A 16,584-nucleotide genomic window follows, 5' to 3' on the forward strand; every position below is an offset into this window, starting at 1 on the left:
GATGGCAAAGAAACCACCTGGTATTAATTCTTTAAGTGATGATGATACTATGCCTCAAGGGGCTAGAAAACTGCCTTTATTTTTTGAGAGAATAAGTTCTGCTTTTAGGGGGAGGATAGAGAGTTTTAGACAATTCCCAAAAAAGAAAAAGATAGTTTTTTTGGGAATAGGAGGAGTATTATCTTTTATAATCTTAGCTAGTATTCTTCTTTTATTATTTTTTAATAAAAAGCCAAGATTTCAGTATGAGAACACATCGCAGCAAGAAGCTAGAGAATTAGAAGATGAAATTGAAATCACGACAGAATTCTTGCAAGCCCTACCAAAGGTAGAAACAAGATTATCACAAGTTGATGATACAAATTTGAATCTTTTGATACAAAAGGCAAATATTTTATATAATGATGGTAATACTACCGAAGCACTCAATATTTTTAATAGAATTGCTACTTTCTCCCAAGGGCTTGCAAACTATAATCTTGGTGTGATGCAGATTAAACAAAAAGACTATAAAGAAGCACTTAAGTCTTTTGAAAATTCCATCAATTCTGGTGAAGATATCAGTTTGAGTGCTTTAAATGCAGCTGTAAGTGCTAGGTATATGGGGGATAAAGAGCTTTTTTCTTATTATCTTCATCTTGCAACTAGTAGGCTCCCAGAAGAGAATCAAAAGCCTTTTTATTCTTATTTATATGCCCTTGTGAATTTTTATAATGAAAATTATTTTGCAGCACTATCAAGTATTACAAACCCAATTTCAGATTCTTATGTATCTATGAGTTCAGACATATCTGCAAAATCTTTTCTAGTTTTTGGAGATGATGAAAATGCAATTGGTGCTCTAGAAAAGCAAGAAAATAATAAGAAGGATATCAAAAATTTAGGATTGCTTTATGCAAGAACTGGTAACTATGATAGAGCAAAAGAATACTTAACAGAATACATCAAAAACCACCAAAATGACTTGGAAGCAATGATGGCGTTGCAGATTTTATATTTAAAGACCCATGATTTTTATCAAGCTTCTAATATCTTGGAACAGATCTCAAATAATTCATCTTTTGATAAAAGAATAATTGATACTTATCCTATTAAAGTGGTTTTGCAACCTAAACTTTTTAGTATTGATATTGCTCAACAAGACTTTGTTCTTAGTGGAATTAAGAGAAATTATATGCTCACAGATAAAGTATTGTTTTATTTTGCACCTTATAAAGTTTTTAGTGTAAAAGATACTTTAGATATTCTGCGAGAAAGTGGAATTTTTTCAAATTATAATGTGGTGGCTTCTGAAGAGAAACTTTTGCAAAGTGTAACAATTGCACAAATTAATAAGGACATAGCACAGGCTCTTGTTGCAATTTATCAAAATGATTTGCGTAGTGCTTTAAAAATTTTACAAGTTGCAGCACAACATAATCCTAACCATGCAGTCTTGCATTATAACTTAGGACTTGTTTATGCGCAAATGGATGATCTAGGAAATGCATATAGACATCTTTTAAAATCTTACCATCTTAACACAAATAGTATAGATACAGGCTTATATGCTATTTTAGCATCAAGACTTTTAGATAAAGATTCTCAAAGATTACAAAGAGATATTACGCAAAATTTTGAACGCGTTGTGGGTAAGGATTCTGATAAAAGAGACTTTCTACTTTCTCTTTTGGGATATCTTAACCAAAATATTACAAGCGATATGAAATGGGTTGAGAATACTCAAAACAAGTTGCCAATATACTATGCTCTTCGAGGTGTCTTTGATATTCAGACAAAAAAATATCTTGATGCGCATAAATCCTTTAGTGAGCTAGACTTAATTTACCCTAATGATTTAGTGGTTAAAACATTAAAGAATCTGACACAGGGTACTTCAAATGCTAATTTTAAACAAAATGCGCTTAGGCTTCATAATATGCTTACAAAGGAAAAAATTAACCTTGAGAAAGTTTATAATGGACCTGCTTTATCAAGAGAACTTTATGCGTATATAAGTTTTATTACCGGCTCTCTCCAAGTTCAAGAAAATGCCCTAAAACAAAAACTAATATCTTCTTTGAAAAAGCCAAATGGTGCCTTGCAAACTTTAGCACTAATCAATCTCTATCAACATAAGTTTGAGCAAGCTTATTCTATTTATGATACTTTAATTAATAACCTAGGAGAACAGGATTCAAAGACACAATTCTTAGGTTCTGTTGCCTTAATTGGGACGGGTAATTATGATAATGCTACTTTATTACTTCAGTTATCCAAGATGGATTCAGAGGCTAGTTTTGAGACCAAGTATGTTTTAGGTATGCTTTATCAACAAGCGGGTAATTTTAAGGCTGCAGCTTCTCATTATGCAATGATAGCTGGGAAACCATTTAATTCAAATTTTTTTGACTTTGAAATTGATTTGCAAAAAATAGCAGATTCTAAAATTAAAGATGAGTGATTTATTAAGGGATTTAAATCCGTCTCAACAAGAGGCTGTGCAAATTATTGATGGACCCTTGCTTGTTTTAGCTGGAGCTGGAAGTGGCAAGACTAGGACATTAACCACAAGACTTGCTTATTTGATTGATGAAGTAGGCATTCCTCCATATCAAACTCTAACTCTTACCTTTACAAATAAGGCGAGTATGGAAATGAGAGAAAGGGCCCTAAGACTGCTAAAACAAAAGCCAAGCTCACCACCTCTTTTGTGTACTTTTCATAAGTTTGGGCTTTTATTTTTGAGATTTTATATTTCATATTTAGAGAGGGATTTTAATTTTGTATTGCTAGATTCAGATGATAAGAAAAAAATACTAAAAAAATATAATGAAACTTTGCCACTGGGTTACATGGAGCATATGATTTCTAATTTGAAAAACAACTTAGTTCCACCAGAGGTGTTTGCTACTCAGGCAAGAGATCAGCATCAAATAAAGCTAGCAAAGATCTATTTGGATTATCAAAAGACTTTGCAAAATCAAAATCTATTGGATTTTGATGATTTAATTTTATTGCCTTTTATGATTTTGGATAAATACCACGATCTTGCTTTGGAAGTTTCACAAAAGTATTCTTATATTATGGTAGATGAGTATCAAGATACTAATTTGTTGCAATTTAAATTATTGCAAAAATTGTGTTCAAAACATCAAAATATTTGTGTTGTAGGGGATGATGATCAGAGTATTTATGGTTGGAGAGGCTCTGATATTAGAAATATTCTTGACTTTCAAGAACATTTTAAGGGTGCCAAGATGATTAAACTAGAGGAGAATTATCGCTCAACACAAGAAATACTTGAAGTGGCTAATTGTCTGATTAAACACAATAGTAATAGACTTGGAAAAACCCTTAGGAGCACCAAAGGAAAGGGAGAAAAAGTAGAAGTTTTGCACAATAGTGATGAAAGTATAGAAGCCCTTTTTATTGCAAAAAAAATTGGAGAGTTACAAAAACAGGGAGTGTGTTTAAATGATATTGCAGTATTGTTTAGATTAAATGCACTCTCTAGATCTTTAGAGGAAGGATTGAATCAATATAAGATTCATTACAAGCTTTTGGGAACAATTCGTTTTTATGAGAGAGCAGAAATTAAAGACATACTGGCTTATCTAAGGTATTTAATAAATAGCAAAGATGATTTTTCACTTCAACGCATCATCAATCAGCCAAAAAGGGGTATAGGAAAGCAGACGCAAGATAAAATCTTTACACTAGCAAAAGAAAAAAATAAAAGTGTATATCAGGCATTTATTGATAAAGATTATGAAGGTTATCTTAGTGATAAAAACTTAAAGGTTTTAAAAGAGTTTTTTGAAATATTGCAGGACTTAAGAAGTTTGGAGTTAGAATCAGAGCGGTTGTTAAGTGAGCTTTTAGGAAGAATTGATTTGACACAAGCTTATAATAATTCTCAAGAAAATGTGGATCGTAGAGGAAATATTAATGAATTTATGGGGTTAATGCGGGATTATTTTATTAAAAATCCTAATGATTTATTAGAAGATTTTTTAAATTATATTCCTTTACATTCTGATTTGGATAATCTCTCTGATGAAGCAGTTAATTGTATGAGCATACACACTGCAAAAGGATTGGAGTTTGATTATGTTTTTGTTATTGGGTTGGAAAATGGCTTTTTCCCCTTAGATAGAGAAGAGAGTAATTTAGAGGAAGAAAGAAGGCTTGGGTATGTTGCTTTTACAAGAGCAAGGAAAAAGCTCTTTGTATCCTATGTGGATTCTAGATTTTATAAAGGCAGGAGAACGCAACTAGAAAAATCTTCTTTCTTAAAAGAAGCAGGACTAATTCAATATCCCAAGCAAACAAAACAGCAAGATAGGGTTATAAAAAAGGGTGTAATGGTATCTCATAAGATTTTTGGCCTAGGTAGAGTTGAAGAAATCATAAAAAATGGTCAAGATACTATCTTGGTTATTAACTTTGGAGGTTTGAGAAAACCTATTATGGATACTTTTGTAGAGAGGGTATAGAGTGAAGAAGGGTTATTTTATTTTTTTCTTATTGATTAATATGGTATTTGGAGGAAATATCGATGAGATTAAAAAACTGATACAAAAAGAATATATGGAGTTTTACAAGGATAATCATATTAAAATAGAAACTATTCAATTAGAACTCAATCCATCAACACAGATTGATGAGATTCAAATTCAAAAGATTACATTAAATGATAAAAACTTTTTTTCCAATGGCGCAGTATTTATTGATTTTATTTATAACAAAAAAAAGTATTCTCATCTACTAAAGTATAAAGTTCAAGCAACTCTTGAAGTATTGTTTTCTCAAATGGGCATAAAAAAACATCAAGAAATTACACAACAAAATATCTTAGAAAGAAGAATAGAACTTGAAAGCTTGAGTGCTACACCAATGAGTTTTAAGGAAATTGGAAATGTAAGTGCAAAGATTTTTATTCCAAATCAAACAATGATTTATCGCTATCATATTGAGCCAAAAATCTTAATCAAGAAGAATGATACTTTTTTAGCAATTTATAAAGATGGGCATATCATAATCCATTTGGTTTTGATTGCAAAAGAAAATGGTTCTGTGGATTCTATAATTGAGGCTCTAAATCCAGAGACAAAAAAATCTGTAAAAGTAAGGGTTTTGCCTGATGGTAATGGAGAGGTGTTATGAAATTTGTTGTAGGAATTAGTGGTGCAAGTAGTGTTAATCTTGGAATTAAATTTTTAGAAAAATTACCTGCTTATTTTGAGATTTTTTTGGTATTAAGCCAAGGAGCAAAAGAGGTAATTAAAAAAGAAAGGATTGATCTAAAGTTTTCTAAGCATGTTCAAATTTTGGATTCTAATGATATTGGGGCATCCATTGCATCAGGAAGTTTTGGTGTTTCTAAAATGGCAATTATTCCAACATCAATGAATAAACTGGCAAAAATTGCGTGTGGGATTGCTGATGATTTGATTACTCGGAGTGCAAGTGTGATGATTAAGGAAAAAAAAACTTTATTACTAGCACCTAGAGAGCTTCCATTTTCTTCAATTGCTTTAGAAAATATGTTAAAGCTATCTAAAAATGGTGTAATTATTGCACCTCCTGTTCTTGGATATTATGCAAAGGTTAAGAGTCTTGAGATGATGGAGGATTTTATTATAGGACGTTGGTTTGATTTACTTGAGATAGATCATTCTTTATATCAAAGATGGGGGATGCAATGAAAAAATTGGCAATTTATCCTGGGACTTTTGATCCTTTAACAAATGGTCATATTGATATTATTAAAAGAAGTAGTAAAATTTTTGATGAAGTGCTTGTTGCAGTCGCTTCATCAAAAACTAAAAAACCGTTATTTGACTTATCAGATAGGGAAGAAATGGTAAAGCTTGCTATTAAGAAGCTTGCTAATGTGAGATGTGAATGCTTTGATATTTTATTGGCAGATTTTGCACAAAAGAGAAATACAAATATTATTATCAGAGGTCTTAGGGTTGTGAGTGATTTTGAATATGAATTACAAATGGGATATGCTAATGTCTCTTTGAATAATGAGCTTGAAACAATTTATTTTATGCCAAGCTTAGAAAATGCATTTATTAGTTCTTCGGTAGTAAGAAGCATCTTAGAGCATCAAGGTAAAATCTCTCATTTATTACCATTAGATGTTTTTGAATATATTAAAAACAAGGGGTATGAATGTATGTAGCTTTTGAAGGAATAGATACATGTGGCAAAAGCACGCAAATTGAGCTTTTAAAACCAAAATTTCCTGATGCAATTTTCACAAAGGAGCCAGGAGGTAGTATCATAGGTTCCAAGATTAGAGATATGCTTTTATCAGGTGAAAAATTAGACAATAAGGCAGAATTTTTTTTATTTTTGGCAGATAGGGCACAGCATTGTTTTGAGGTGATTGTTCCAAACAAAGATAAAATGATTATTGCAGATAGGAGTCTGATATCAGGGATTGCTTATGCAAAGAATATTGTTTGTGCTTTAGAATATAACCTCTTTGCAACTCAAGATATGTTGCCAGATAAGGTGGTTTTATTTAGGATTGGTGAGGAGTTATTAAAGAGGCGTTTAGAAGAAAAGAGACAGGATGTTATTGAAGAAAGAGGAGTTGAATATTTAATGCATATCCAAGAAAGATTGTTTGAAATTACACACCAGTTGCGGTTGGATACTTTGATTTTAGATGCTTCTCTTTCAATTGAGGAACTGCATCAACAAATTATTGCATTTTTATAGATGCGCTGTATTATTTGCACTAGAGTGAGCTTTTGCATTATTTGTAAAAAATGCCAAGATGTTTTTTTGGTGATCAAGCCAAGTATTAGAGTGTTGGAGGATTTTAAGGTTTATAGTTTTTACTCCTATGAAGAGAATGCTTTTTTATTAAATATGAAGTATGATGCTATTGGAAGTAGAATTTATAAGATTTTGGCACAGAGGGCAAGTGAATATTTTTTTAATCATCTAAGTGTTAGATTCCCGAAAGATTGCTATGGTGTAGGAATTGATGATGACCCTAAAAAGGGTTATTCTCATACAGGGATTATTTTAAAAGGTTTTTCCTCCAAGATTAAGCCCATCTTTGGTGAATTAAGGGCTAAAAATAAAGTTAAATATGCAGGCGAAAGTCTTAGCTTCAGAAAGAAAAATCCAAAAAACTTTAAATGTAAAGTATCCTATAAAGATCTGATTATCTTTGATGATATTATCACTACAGGGACAAGTATGCTTGAAGCAAGAGAAAAGCTACAAAAATACAACAATAATGTTTTATTTGGTATTGTTTTGAGTGATGCAAGAAGCTAGTTCAAAGTTATTAGCCAAAGTTTTATATAATCAGCCTCTTTGAGGAAAAAAGATGAGAGTTATAACTTTAGTGTTTATGTTATTTTTTTTCTGTTTTGGTGCAGTTGGAGAGAGGGTAGTGTGGAGCAGTGGGCTTTCTGTGCTGGCATTCTTAGAAAAAAATGGATTACCATTGCGCCTTTATTATAATCTTTCTGCTACGGATAAAGAGCTTGCAAGCGAAGTGCAAGTAGGATCTGTCTATTATATTTTAAGAGATGAGAATCAAAAGGTCTTGCAAGTATTAATTCCAATTAGTGAAGATGTGCAGATGCATATCTATAAAAACAAAGATCAAAAATATGTTTTGGATTTTATTCCAATTATCTATACTACATATAAGAACACTTTGGTATTAGCCATTCAAAAATCACCTTACCAAGATATTTTGGAGCATACAAATGATATAGTATTGGCTACAGAATTTGTAAATACCTATCGCAAGAGCATTGACTTTAACAAATATATGCTAAAAGATGACAAACTAGCCTTTATATACACGAGAAAATATCGACTTGGAAGAACTTTTTCCACCCCAGAGATTCAATCTGCTATTGTCCAGACAAACAAAAAACCCCACTATATTTTTAGTTTTGGGGATAGTTTTTATGATCTTAATGGAAGAGAGATTGCGGGTTTTTTACTCGAAATGCCTATAAAATACCGCCGTATTACTTCAAAATTCTCTTATGGAAGATGGCATCCTGTTTTAAAAAAAGTTAGACCTCATTATGGTGTTGATCTAAGCGCTTCCCATGGCACACCAATTTATGCTTCAGCAAGCGGAAAAGTAATTTATTCTGGATATCGTGGGGGGTATGGGAATGTTGTAGAAATCTTACATAATGATGGAATTAGAACTTTGTATGCACATATGAGTAAAAGAGATCCTAAAGCATTTGTAGGCGCAAGAGTAAAAAAGGGTCAGCTGATAGGAAGAGTGGGTAGTACAGGACTGAGTACAGGACCCCATCTGCATTTTGGCGTGTATAGAAATAATAAACCAATTGACCCCTTAGGGATAGTAAGGACAGAAAAAAATCAGCTCAAGGGGCATAAAAAAGAAGAATTTCTCGCTTTTGCAAATCAACAAAAAAAAGACCTTGATGAATTAATCAATAAATACGATTTTAGTGAGAAGAAGGCATATATACATACAGAGAGTTTAGAATAATGAAATATTTTAAGAAACCATCAATAAAAGTAGATTTTTCAACAATTTCTTATGGACCTCTAAAAAACCCCTCCTATATACAACTTGCTTCAATGTCCTTTAAAGAGAATGGAAAAAATAAAAAGTGGGAGATTGCAAGGACATCTGATAGCGTTTGTATTGTGCTTTTTGACACCGATAGAAAATCTTTTGTTATTGTGAGACAATTTAGACCTGCAGTTTTTTATCAAAATCAAGAGGATGGATATACCTATGAGTTGTGTGCAGGCTTAGTGGATAAAGATAAGAGCCTGGAGGTTATTGCCTGTGAAGAAGTATTTGAAGAGTGCGGATATAAAATTTCTCCACAAGATTTGTATTTTATAGGAAGCTTTTTTAGTTCAACAGGAGTAAATGGTAACAAGCAATTTATATACTTTGCTAATGTGAATGAAAAATGTAAAATTTCTACAGGAGGAGGAATCGAAGATGAATGTATAGAGGTTTTATATTTGCCATTGCAAGATTCTTTGAGTTTTATTTTTGATCAACAGATTCAAAAAACTACCTCCTTATTTTTAGGAATACATTGGTATTATTGTTTTTTTAAAATAAAGGAATCAACAGAATGAAAAAAATATCAAGTTTTTTATTTTTATTTAGCTGTGTGTTTGCAAGTCTGCAAGATAGGTTTGAAACAGAAATACTAAGTTTAGATCCTAAAGAAAATACAGTTGTCTTTAATGCCAAGGATCTAAAGGTTGGAGAAAGTGGCATTGTTGTTACAAAATTAACGGACTATGCTGGAATTATTGCACAGGTTGAAGTTCTAAGGTGCTGCCAAGATAATAAGGCAGTGGCACAAATTAAGCCTTTTGAAGCATTAAAACAAATTTATCTTCCAACCCCTAATATTAAGCCAAAAGAAGGAGATCGCGTTGTTTTTAGGAGTTTTAATCAAAAAGCATTTTTAGTGGCTCCCAATCTTGAGTTCTATGAAAGAATAAAAGAAGAATATAAAGACTTTGATTTTTTAAGTTCAGATTTATTGCTTGGCTATCTATTTAGCTATGGGGAGTTTGATCCTAGTAAATTGTTTTTTAAAAAAGCGTGCAATGCTTATAGCGCAGGGCTTTTGTTTGTTGTAAATAGGGATACACTTGATATTTTAGATTGTCAAAGTTTTAAGATTTTAGATTCTAAGAAGTTGGATACAAGCAAGGTTGAAGATACGCAAATTCCATTTTATTCAAGGATAGATGAAATTAAATCAGGCACACTTTTTAGTTTTCTTCAATCTAAAAAAGCAAGATATTATTTTGCCTATTACACCAACCTTTTGCATCCAAATATTCCCTATCAACCCATTATGCTTGAAGAAAAACAAAAACTTGATAAGAAAAAGCTTGAAGAATTAAAGCTAAAGGAAGCTAAAAAACAAGAGGAAAAGAGAAAGAAAAAAGAAGAAAAAGAGAATAAAAAAAACAAAAAAGAAAATAAAGATTAAAAAATAATGTTAAATCAAAAACATCTGAGTTTTTTTTCAAAAATTGTTGGCAGGGATAATTGTAAAAGTGATAAACTCTACCTTAAGGGTTATTCTTATGATTCAACGCGCCAGATTTTTGAGCCAGATTGTGTAATCTTTCCCCAAAATGAGAATCAGATCTCGCAAATTCTATCTTATTGTAATAAGCATCTTATACCAGTAGTTCCTAGAGGTGCTGGTAGTGGAATGAGTGGAGGATCCCTTTGCGCTAATGGTGGCGTAGTGCTTGCAATGGAAAAATATTTCAATCAAATTCTAGAAATTGATGAAAAAAACTTGACTGCAAGAGTGCAACCTGCAGTCATTAATAAAGTGTTGCAAAATGAGGTTGAGAAAAAAGGATTGTTCTACCCTCCAGATCCAGCATCTCAAGAATTTAGTACAATAGGTGGCAATGTAGGTGAAAATGCCGGAGGTATGCGTGCCTTAAAGTATGGAACTACAAAAGATTATATTCTTGCTTTAAGAGCGGTGCTACCAAATGGAGATGTGATTTGTGCGGGAAAAAAAACCATTAAAGATGTTGCAGGTTATAATCTTGTTGGAATATTATGTGGGAGCGAAGGAACTCTTGCAGTAATTACAGAAATTACACTCAAACTATTAGCAAAGCCAAAAGTTACTCAAGTGATGATAGGTTCTTTTGGAAGTATTCAAGATAGTATGAATGCAGTCTATCAAACACTAGCAGAAGGGGTTACTCCTGTTGCAATGGAGTTTTTGGATACACTTACTTTACAAGCACTTAGTGTAAAAATGAATAAAGAAATTGCCAAGGAAGCTAAAGCAGTTTTGATCTTGCAAATTGATGGGGATATTTTAGAATCTCTTGCTTATCAAACTCAAAAGATTAAAGAGGTTTTTTTTAAAAATAAATGTTTAGATTTTCAAATTGCAAAAGATCAGGATAAAGCTAATGAAATTTGGTCAATGCGTCGTAATGCTTCACAGAGTATCACTATCTATGGAAAAAAGAAACTCAATGAGGATATTACTGTTCCAAGAGGGAATCTTCCAAAGTTGCTTGAGGGGATTGAAGAGATAGGAAGAAAATATAATCTTAAGATTGTTTGTTTTGGTCATGCTGGTGATGGAAATGTGCATACAAATGTAATGATACAAGATTCTCAAGATGAAGAAGAATTGCAAAGAGGTTATAGGGCTGTAGAGGAAATTTTTAGGCTTACAATTGGATTGGAGGGGACATTGAGTGGAGAGCATGGTATAGGTCTTAGTAAGGCTTTGTTTATGCAACTTGCTTTCAGTGAAGCAGAAATGAATCTTTTTAAAAATCTTAAAAAAGCTTTTGATCCAAATAATATTTTAAACCCAAATAAAATGGGGCTTTAGATTGTTTGAAAATTCGCATCTATTGCTTTTGAAATGGTATGACCTTTGTGGTAGAAAACATTTGCCTTGGAGGAATTTGGGTTTTATAGATGGGGCTTATGGTGTTTATATAAGTGAAATTATGTTGCAACAAACACAAGTCTCTAGTGTTCTTTCATACTATGAAAGATTTATGCATAGATTTCCAACACTTAAAGATTTAAGTTTGGCAGATGAGGATGAGGTTTTGATTTTTTGGGCAGGGTTAGGCTATTACTCAAGGGCAAAAAATTTATTAAAAACAGCAAAAATACTAAAAGATTTTTTACCTCAAACTAAAGAAGAGTTAAAGGCTTTGCCAGGCATAGGGGATTATACTGCAGGTGCAATTTTATGTTTTGGATTTGGAAAAAATGTTGCCTTTTTTGATACAAATATCAAAAGAGTATTGATGAGATTTTTTGCATTACAAAGTCCTACAAAAAAACAATTACAAGAAGTTGCAGATCGTTTTTTAAACACCAAAGATTCTTTTAATCATAATCAAGCTCTGCTAGATTTAGGAGCATTGATTTGTTTGCCCCTAAATCCACGATGCAATATTTGTCCTCTCTTTGATGATTGCAAGGGAAAGAATCAAATAAAACTTTATACACAAAGTAAAAAAATTATTTATGAGCAGGTTCAAATGCATTTGGGAATTTATGAGGATTCTCAAGCAATAGCGATGCTTAGAAGCAAAAAATGGAATAATCTTTTTAGTTTTCCTGAGGTGGATTTAAAAGTTCAAAGTTGCTTTGAAACACTAAAACATTCAAGGACAAAATATAAAATTGAAGTATTGCTTTATAAACTTAACCAGCAACCACCGCATACTCAAATGATTCAAAAAGATAAAATACGAGATTTTCCAATGACAAGTTTAAGTCTTAAGATTTTAAAGAAATTAAAACTTCTTTAATTTCTTTTAGGTTTTTAAAAAGAACTTTAAAAATATTTTTCTACAATATTAAAAAAATATTACCAGGGAGTTTTTGTGCAAGTTGCATTGATTGGTTATGGGTATTGGGGTAGGAATGTAGCAAAAGCAATAATAGATTCGGGTTTTTTTTCCTTAAAATGTATTTTTGATCTTGATAAAACACAAATAGAAGAATCTAAAAAACTTTATAATTTTAAAGAATATTCAAGTTATGAAGCAATTTTATTGGATGAGGAAATTGAGGCAATTTTTATTGTTACTCCTCCTCAAAGCCACTTTGATCTTGCATTAAAGGCATTAAAAAGCAATAAACATATCTTTGTAGAAAAACCTCTTTGTATGGATGATGCAAAAGCTTTGATTTTATATCAAGAAGCAAAAAGAAGAAAATTAAGCCTTCATTGTGATCATATATTTTTATATGCCCCTCCTATACAATGGCTTAAACAAAATCTTAGCATCTTAGGAAATATTGTTTATATTAATTCAAGGCGTATCAATCTGGGGTTATTTCAAAATAGTGTGGATGTAATTTGGGATCTTGCAATTCATGATTTAAGCATTATTGATTATCTTATAGGGCTTGAGATTAAAAATATTGAGGTGTTTAAAAGAACCTATCAAAACTATCCAAATGATGCCATTGCTAATATTAACCTTGAGTTGCAAAATGGAATAATTGTTACAATTAATGTTTCTTGGCTTAGCCCAATTAAGGTGCGAGAAATGATCATAGGAGGGGAGAATAAAACTGCTATTTATGATGAAACCAAAAGTCAAAAATTGGCAATTTTTGATTCTGGAGTTGTGATTAGAGATGAATTTGACTCTCAAAGTCTTTACAAAAAAATGGTGGAATATAAAATTGGGAGTACAAGCTATCCAAAATTAGATTCTAAACCGGCCTTAAATCAATCAATTGAGGCTTTTATATTTAAAATAAAAAACCCAATGCATACACAACATCTAATCGATGAAAAGCACACAATGCATATTATTAAAATCTTAAAACAGATTTCAGCTTCTGAGATCTAAAAGATGGTCTTTAAAATTAAACAATGGCTCAATTGTTTCAGTCTTAAAAATATCTATTTGAGAGAATGAGTCAAGTGATGAAATATTTTTTTCTAAAAGATTTTTTACACTATCAAATGTTACTATAAGTCTCAATCCAAGATCTTGGCCTTTTTGATAAATTAATCCATCAATGCTTCCTAAATGTGGATATAAGGCATAAAATTCCAATTCCTGCCTAGATTTTTTCTTTTTAATTTGTAAAAGATTATCTTTTTTATCCTCATTAACAATAAGCGTAAGAATCTCTTTTTGCAAAGACAAGAGCATATTCCCAAGAAATAAAAAATTTTCTCTTGTTGGCGCTTGTGAGAGATGCTCTAATAAAAAAGTTTTCCATTCTTCTAAAAAAATTTTATAGTCCTTGTTTAAAAATTTTTTTAAATCATGATGTGTAAGTTTGATGGGAGAATTACCTATTTCATCTAATAGTTTTGGATAAGGTGTAAGATTTGAAAGCAAGATAGAGCCTATGGAGCTTTTTGTTACATTGGCAAGATATTTTCCTCCTATTAAGAGTTCTTTTTGGCTTTTAGTAGTGGTTTGCATATTACCCATTTTTATAAGATAGATATCTTTAGATTCTTTTTTTAGCACTTGAAGCAGTATAGGTAGGGTGTTGTTTATTTCTTTTGTATGACTTATTTTAGAAATATTTTGTAATAAGGAACTAATTTTTTCAATCATAAAAGCGTAAGAAAATCTGCAATTTCAAATGCTACTTGTAGTTTTGAGCTAAGTGGTATTTGCTTTTGTTTGTCCTTTGAAAATAAGATCATTTCATTATTTTGTGAGCCAAAAGTATTATGATTTGAAAGTATATTGAGACATACACACGCACAATTTTTGGTCTCAAGCATTTTTTTTGCACAATCTATTGCATTGTTTTTATCCAATTCTGCCTTAAAGCCAATTTTTACTAGATTTTTCTGATTTAAACTCTCTAAAATATCAATATTCCTCTCAAGCTCTAGAGTTAGATTCTTTTGGTCTTGCTTTTTAATTTTTGTATTGTAGGAATTTTTTGGAATAAAATCAGCAATTGCAGCACTCATTATTAGATAGGTTTTTTCTTCTGTAAGATTTGTCTTAATGGCCTCAAGATATTCTTTTGCACTTGCTACCTTTATTTGTTGGATAGAGTTTGGGAGCTCTTGAGGGAAAATTGAACTAATAAAAGTTACATTTGCTCCCAAAAAATAAAAAGCTAAGGCCAAGGCACTTGCCTGTAATCCACTAGAGTGATTACTAATGCACCTTACAAGATCAATGTTTTCCTTGCTTCCACCACCTGTGATCATCACTCTTTTATTTTTATAAAAAGAGTGGCTATAAAATTCTCGTATCAGATTAAAAACTATTTCTTTGGGAGTTGCAAGGGCTCCATCTCCGAAAGTATCACAAGCAAGTAAGCATGACCTTGTGGCAATAATCTTAAAGCCATCTTTTCTAAGCTTTGAAATATTTTCTTGTGTCTTTGGATTTTCTAGCATCTGTGTATTCATAGCAGGTGCAATAAGCTTTGGTGCTTTTGATGCTAGAAGTGTAGAAAGAAGTAGATTATCAGCAATACCATAAGATATTTTTGCAAGGGTATTGGCAGTAGTTGGAGCGATCAAAAAGACATCTGCCCATTTGGCATAATCTATATGATTGCAACCATTGCTCCAATCTTCACTTTGAAGATGCAAGACTTTTGTGTGTGTAAGTGCCTCAAAGCAAAGAGGGGTTACAAACTTTTTTGCTTCTTCAGTCATTACTACTCTTATATCAGCACCTAATTTTTTAAGCATACTAATAAGATCTAAAATCTTATAAATTGCTATAGAACTACTCACACCAATTAAAATTTTTTTATCTTTCAAAAGTAAAGGGTTTGTAAAAATCATTTTCTTTCGTACTGCTTTGAAGGATCTATATAATCATCAATTGAAATTGCAACGCCCGTTGAGAGATTTTGAAAGAGAGTATGCCCTTGCTTTCTTTCATAATATATAATCTGTCCGCTTTGTTGAAATCTTTGAATAATTGCATTGTCTTCTCCTGCCATTTTGCCTTTACCATCAAAAATATCTCTTCCAAGCAAAATATCATCAAATAAATCAGCATATGCAACTTTACCAAAAAATTCTTTTGCACTAGGCCACTTTGGAGCACAGTCATTCATAAAACAGATTTTATTTTTAAAAACACTAATATTTCCAATATTTTGCCCAAGTTTAAAAAGCTCAACGATAATATTGTCATCTTGTGTTCTCAATAATGCATAGTCATAGTAACTAAATTTTGGACTTTTTATAAATAGGAGTTTAAAATCAGGTGGAGGAAGATCTTCTTTAGCTATTTGTTTTGGAGCTCTTACAGGTTTGTTTGTAAAAAGATTCTTTGTGCCTGCACATGCGCTAAAAAGTAAAAGAACAAGAGCAAGGCCACAACTAGCGATGCTCCTAATTCTAAGAAGGTTAAAAAAATCCATTATCCTCGATCACCACTTAAAGCGCGATACCAAATTCTACCATCAAGCTTGAGTTCCATACTTACTTGACATAATCCATCTTTATACACTGTTTCTGTAATTTCTGCATTTCGAATCAAGGCTTGAACTTTTGTTTTTACAGTAGAGTTTTGCAATACCATATCTCTTACTGTATCTTGTGCATTTACTCTTATACCATACATTTTTTCACCAAGCTGTCTATAGGCATCTACAATTGCAGCTCTCTTTGCAAGTGCCAGTGCTTGTGATGGAGAAATTGTGCTTTCTGGTGCTACACCCATACCCACAGCACTAAGTTCAATGATATTAGTAGGAGTGAGAATAGGGCTATTTTGTATCATAGCATCACCAACAGGAACATCCGCATTCCCCATAGAATCTCCTGGAGGGGTTGTAGGATTTGAAGGTGTATCAAACCTAGTATCAGGTAAAGGAGCATCCAGTCCTACTTGAGGAAGATCATTCCCTGCAACAAGTTTGGGATTACTAAATCCAATTGGAGGATAAGTAGGCGCTTGAACAGAGCCTGGTTGATACATTGCTGATGGAGGAACAAGACTTGTATCATCTCCAGGGAGACCAAAACTACCACAACCCACAAGTGCTAAGGCGCTACTTGCAATAATAGAGCCTGTTAAAAACCTTCTTGTTATATTCTTCATAAAAATCCT

At 32.0% G+C, this 16,584-nt stretch carries 17 protein-coding genes; 13 read left to right on the plus strand and 4 right to left on the minus strand.

Features of this window, described 5'->3' with window-relative positions; translation table 11 throughout:
• Position 1: 1 nt before the first annotated feature.
• From C6H31_RS01565 to C6H31_RS01625, 13 genes are all read left to right on the plus strand, one after another.
• Positions 2–2,443: a tetratricopeptide repeat protein gene (locus C6H31_RS01565; RefSeq protein WP_104697053.1), complete on the plus strand. Its 2,442-nt coding sequence runs from the start codon at positions 2–4 to the stop codon at positions 2,441–2,443.
• Positions 2,436–4,478, plus strand: a complete 2,043-nt coding sequence (locus C6H31_RS01570) for an ATP-dependent helicase (RefSeq protein WP_104697054.1) — start codon at positions 2,436–2,438, stop codon at positions 4,476–4,478. Before C6H31_RS01565 ends, C6H31_RS01570 begins: the two co-directional genes overlap by 8 nt.
• Position 4,479: 1 nt before the next feature.
• Complete coding sequence (gene flgA / locus C6H31_RS01575; RefSeq protein WP_104697055.1) at positions 4,480–5,148, plus strand: flagellar basal body P-ring formation chaperone FlgA; 669 nt, start codon at positions 4,480–4,482, stop codon at positions 5,146–5,148.
• Positions 5,145–5,690, plus strand: coding sequence for a UbiX family flavin prenyltransferase (locus C6H31_RS01580; protein WP_104697056.1), 546 nt, complete (start codon positions 5,145–5,147; stop codon positions 5,688–5,690). Before flgA ends, C6H31_RS01580 begins: the two co-directional genes overlap by 4 nt.
• Positions 5,687–6,175 (plus strand): pantetheine-phosphate adenylyltransferase, encoded by a 489-nt coding sequence (gene coaD, locus C6H31_RS01585; protein WP_104697057.1) that lies wholly within the window; start codon positions 5,687–5,689, stop codon positions 6,173–6,175. The genes C6H31_RS01580 and coaD overlap by 4 nt, the downstream gene beginning before the upstream one ends.
• A complete protein-coding gene (gene tmk / locus C6H31_RS01590; protein ID WP_104697058.1) occupies positions 6,166–6,720 on the plus strand; it encodes a dTMP kinase in 555 nt (184 codons plus the stop codon). The genes coaD and tmk overlap by 10 nt, the downstream gene beginning before the upstream one ends.
• Before the next feature lie 90 nt (positions 6,721–6,810).
• A complete protein-coding gene (locus C6H31_RS01595) occupies positions 6,811–7,290 on the plus strand; it encodes a phosphoribosyltransferase (protein ID WP_158654733.1) in 480 nt (159 codons plus the stop codon).
• A gap of 52 nt (positions 7,291–7,342) precedes the next feature.
• Positions 7,343–8,503: a peptidoglycan DD-metalloendopeptidase family protein gene (locus C6H31_RS01600; RefSeq protein WP_104697060.1), complete on the plus strand. Its 1,161-nt coding sequence runs from the start codon at positions 7,343–7,345 to the stop codon at positions 8,501–8,503.
• Positions 8,503–9,114, plus strand: a complete 612-nt coding sequence (locus C6H31_RS01605; protein WP_104697061.1) for an NUDIX domain-containing protein — start codon at positions 8,503–8,505, stop codon at positions 9,112–9,114. The genes C6H31_RS01600 and C6H31_RS01605 overlap by 1 nt, the downstream gene beginning before the upstream one ends.
• Positions 9,111–9,989 carry a plasminogen-binding N-terminal domain-containing protein gene (locus C6H31_RS01610; protein ID WP_104697062.1) on the plus strand — a complete coding sequence of 293 codons (879 nt, stop codon included), beginning with the start codon at positions 9,111–9,113 and terminating at the stop codon, positions 9,987–9,989. Before C6H31_RS01605 ends, C6H31_RS01610 begins: the two co-directional genes overlap by 4 nt.
• A 6-nt stretch (positions 9,990–9,995) precedes the next feature.
• On the plus strand, positions 9,996–11,381 hold the full coding sequence (locus C6H31_RS01615; RefSeq protein ID WP_104697063.1) for an FAD-linked oxidase C-terminal domain-containing protein: 1,386 nt from the start codon (positions 9,996–9,998) through the stop codon (positions 11,379–11,381).
• Between the two features lies 1 nt (position 11,382).
• Complete coding sequence (locus tag C6H31_RS01620; protein WP_104697064.1) at positions 11,383–12,321, plus strand: A/G-specific adenine glycosylase; 939 nt, start codon at positions 11,383–11,385, stop codon at positions 12,319–12,321.
• A gap of 75 nt (positions 12,322–12,396) precedes the next feature.
• Positions 12,397–13,377 (plus strand): Gfo/Idh/MocA family protein, encoded by a 981-nt coding sequence (locus C6H31_RS01625; protein ID WP_233709938.1) that lies wholly within the window; start codon positions 12,397–12,399, stop codon positions 13,375–13,377.
• Here the strand turns inward: C6H31_RS01625 and C6H31_RS01630 are convergent.
• The 4 genes from C6H31_RS01630 to C6H31_RS01645 are packed head-to-tail and all read right to left on the minus strand — an operon-like array spanning position 13,360 to position 16,575.
• On the minus strand, positions 13,360–14,103 hold the full coding sequence (locus C6H31_RS01630; RefSeq protein WP_104697066.1) for a hypothetical protein: 744 nt from the start codon (positions 14,101–14,103) through the stop codon (positions 13,360–13,362). The genes C6H31_RS01625 and C6H31_RS01630 overlap by 18 nt on opposite strands.
• Entirely contained in the window at positions 14,100–15,305 is a 1,206-nt protein-coding gene (gene coaBC / locus C6H31_RS01635; RefSeq protein WP_104697067.1) for a bifunctional phosphopantothenoylcysteine decarboxylase/phosphopantothenate--cysteine ligase CoaBC, read from the minus strand. Before coaBC ends, C6H31_RS01630 begins: the two co-directional genes overlap by 4 nt.
• On the minus strand, positions 15,302–15,892 hold the full coding sequence (locus tag C6H31_RS01640) for a hypothetical protein (protein WP_233709940.1): 591 nt from the start codon (positions 15,890–15,892) through the stop codon (positions 15,302–15,304). The genes coaBC and C6H31_RS01640 overlap by 4 nt, the downstream gene beginning before the upstream one ends.
• A complete protein-coding gene (locus C6H31_RS01645) occupies positions 15,892–16,575 on the minus strand; it encodes an LPP20 family lipoprotein (RefSeq protein ID WP_104697068.1) in 684 nt (227 codons plus the stop codon). Before C6H31_RS01645 ends, C6H31_RS01640 begins: the two co-directional genes overlap by 1 nt.
• Positions 16,576–16,584: the final 9 nt, after the last annotated feature.

The organism is Helicobacter sp. 'house sparrow 1' (assembly GCF_900199585.1).
Classification (GTDB): domain Bacteria; phylum Campylobacterota; class Campylobacteria; order Campylobacterales; family Helicobacteraceae; genus Helicobacter_H.

Coding starts and splice junctions, on each gene's coding strand:
- C6H31_RS01580 (WP_104697056.1), top strand. CDS start 5,145: ATGAAATTTGTTGTAGGAATTAGTGGTGCAAGTAGTGTTAATCTTGGA.
- coaBC (WP_104697067.1), bottom strand. CDS start 15,305: ATGATTTTTACAAACCCTTTACTTTTGAAAGATAAAAAAATTTTAATT.
- C6H31_RS01640 (WP_233709940.1), bottom strand. CDS start 15,892: ATGGATTTTTTTAACCTTCTTAGAATTAGGAGCATCGCTAGTTGTGGC.
- tmk (WP_104697058.1), top strand. CDS start 6,166: ATGTATGTAGCTTTTGAAGGAATAGATACATGTGGCAAAAGCACGCAA.
- C6H31_RS01600 (WP_104697060.1), top strand. CDS start 7,343: ATGAGAGTTATAACTTTAGTGTTTATGTTATTTTTTTTCTGTTTTGGT.
- C6H31_RS01630 (WP_104697066.1), bottom strand. CDS start 14,103: ATGATTGAAAAAATTAGTTCCTTATTACAAAATATTTCTAAAATAAGT.
- coaD (WP_104697057.1), top strand. CDS start 5,687: ATGAAAAAATTGGCAATTTATCCTGGGACTTTTGATCCTTTAACAAAT.
- C6H31_RS01610 (WP_104697062.1), top strand. CDS start 9,111: ATGAAAAAAATATCAAGTTTTTTATTTTTATTTAGCTGTGTGTTTGCA.
- C6H31_RS01605 (WP_104697061.1), top strand. CDS start 8,503: ATGAAATATTTTAAGAAACCATCAATAAAAGTAGATTTTTCAACAATT.
- C6H31_RS01645 (WP_104697068.1), bottom strand. CDS start 16,575: ATGAAGAATATAACAAGAAGGTTTTTAACAGGCTCTATTATTGCAAGT.
- C6H31_RS01615 (WP_104697063.1), top strand. CDS start 9,996: ATGTTAAATCAAAAACATCTGAGTTTTTTTTCAAAAATTGTTGGCAGG.
- C6H31_RS01570 (WP_104697054.1), top strand. CDS start 2,436: ATGAGTGATTTATTAAGGGATTTAAATCCGTCTCAACAAGAGGCTGTG.
- C6H31_RS01565 (WP_104697053.1), top strand. CDS start 2: ATGGCAAAGAAACCACCTGGTATTAATTCTTTAAGTGATGATGATACT.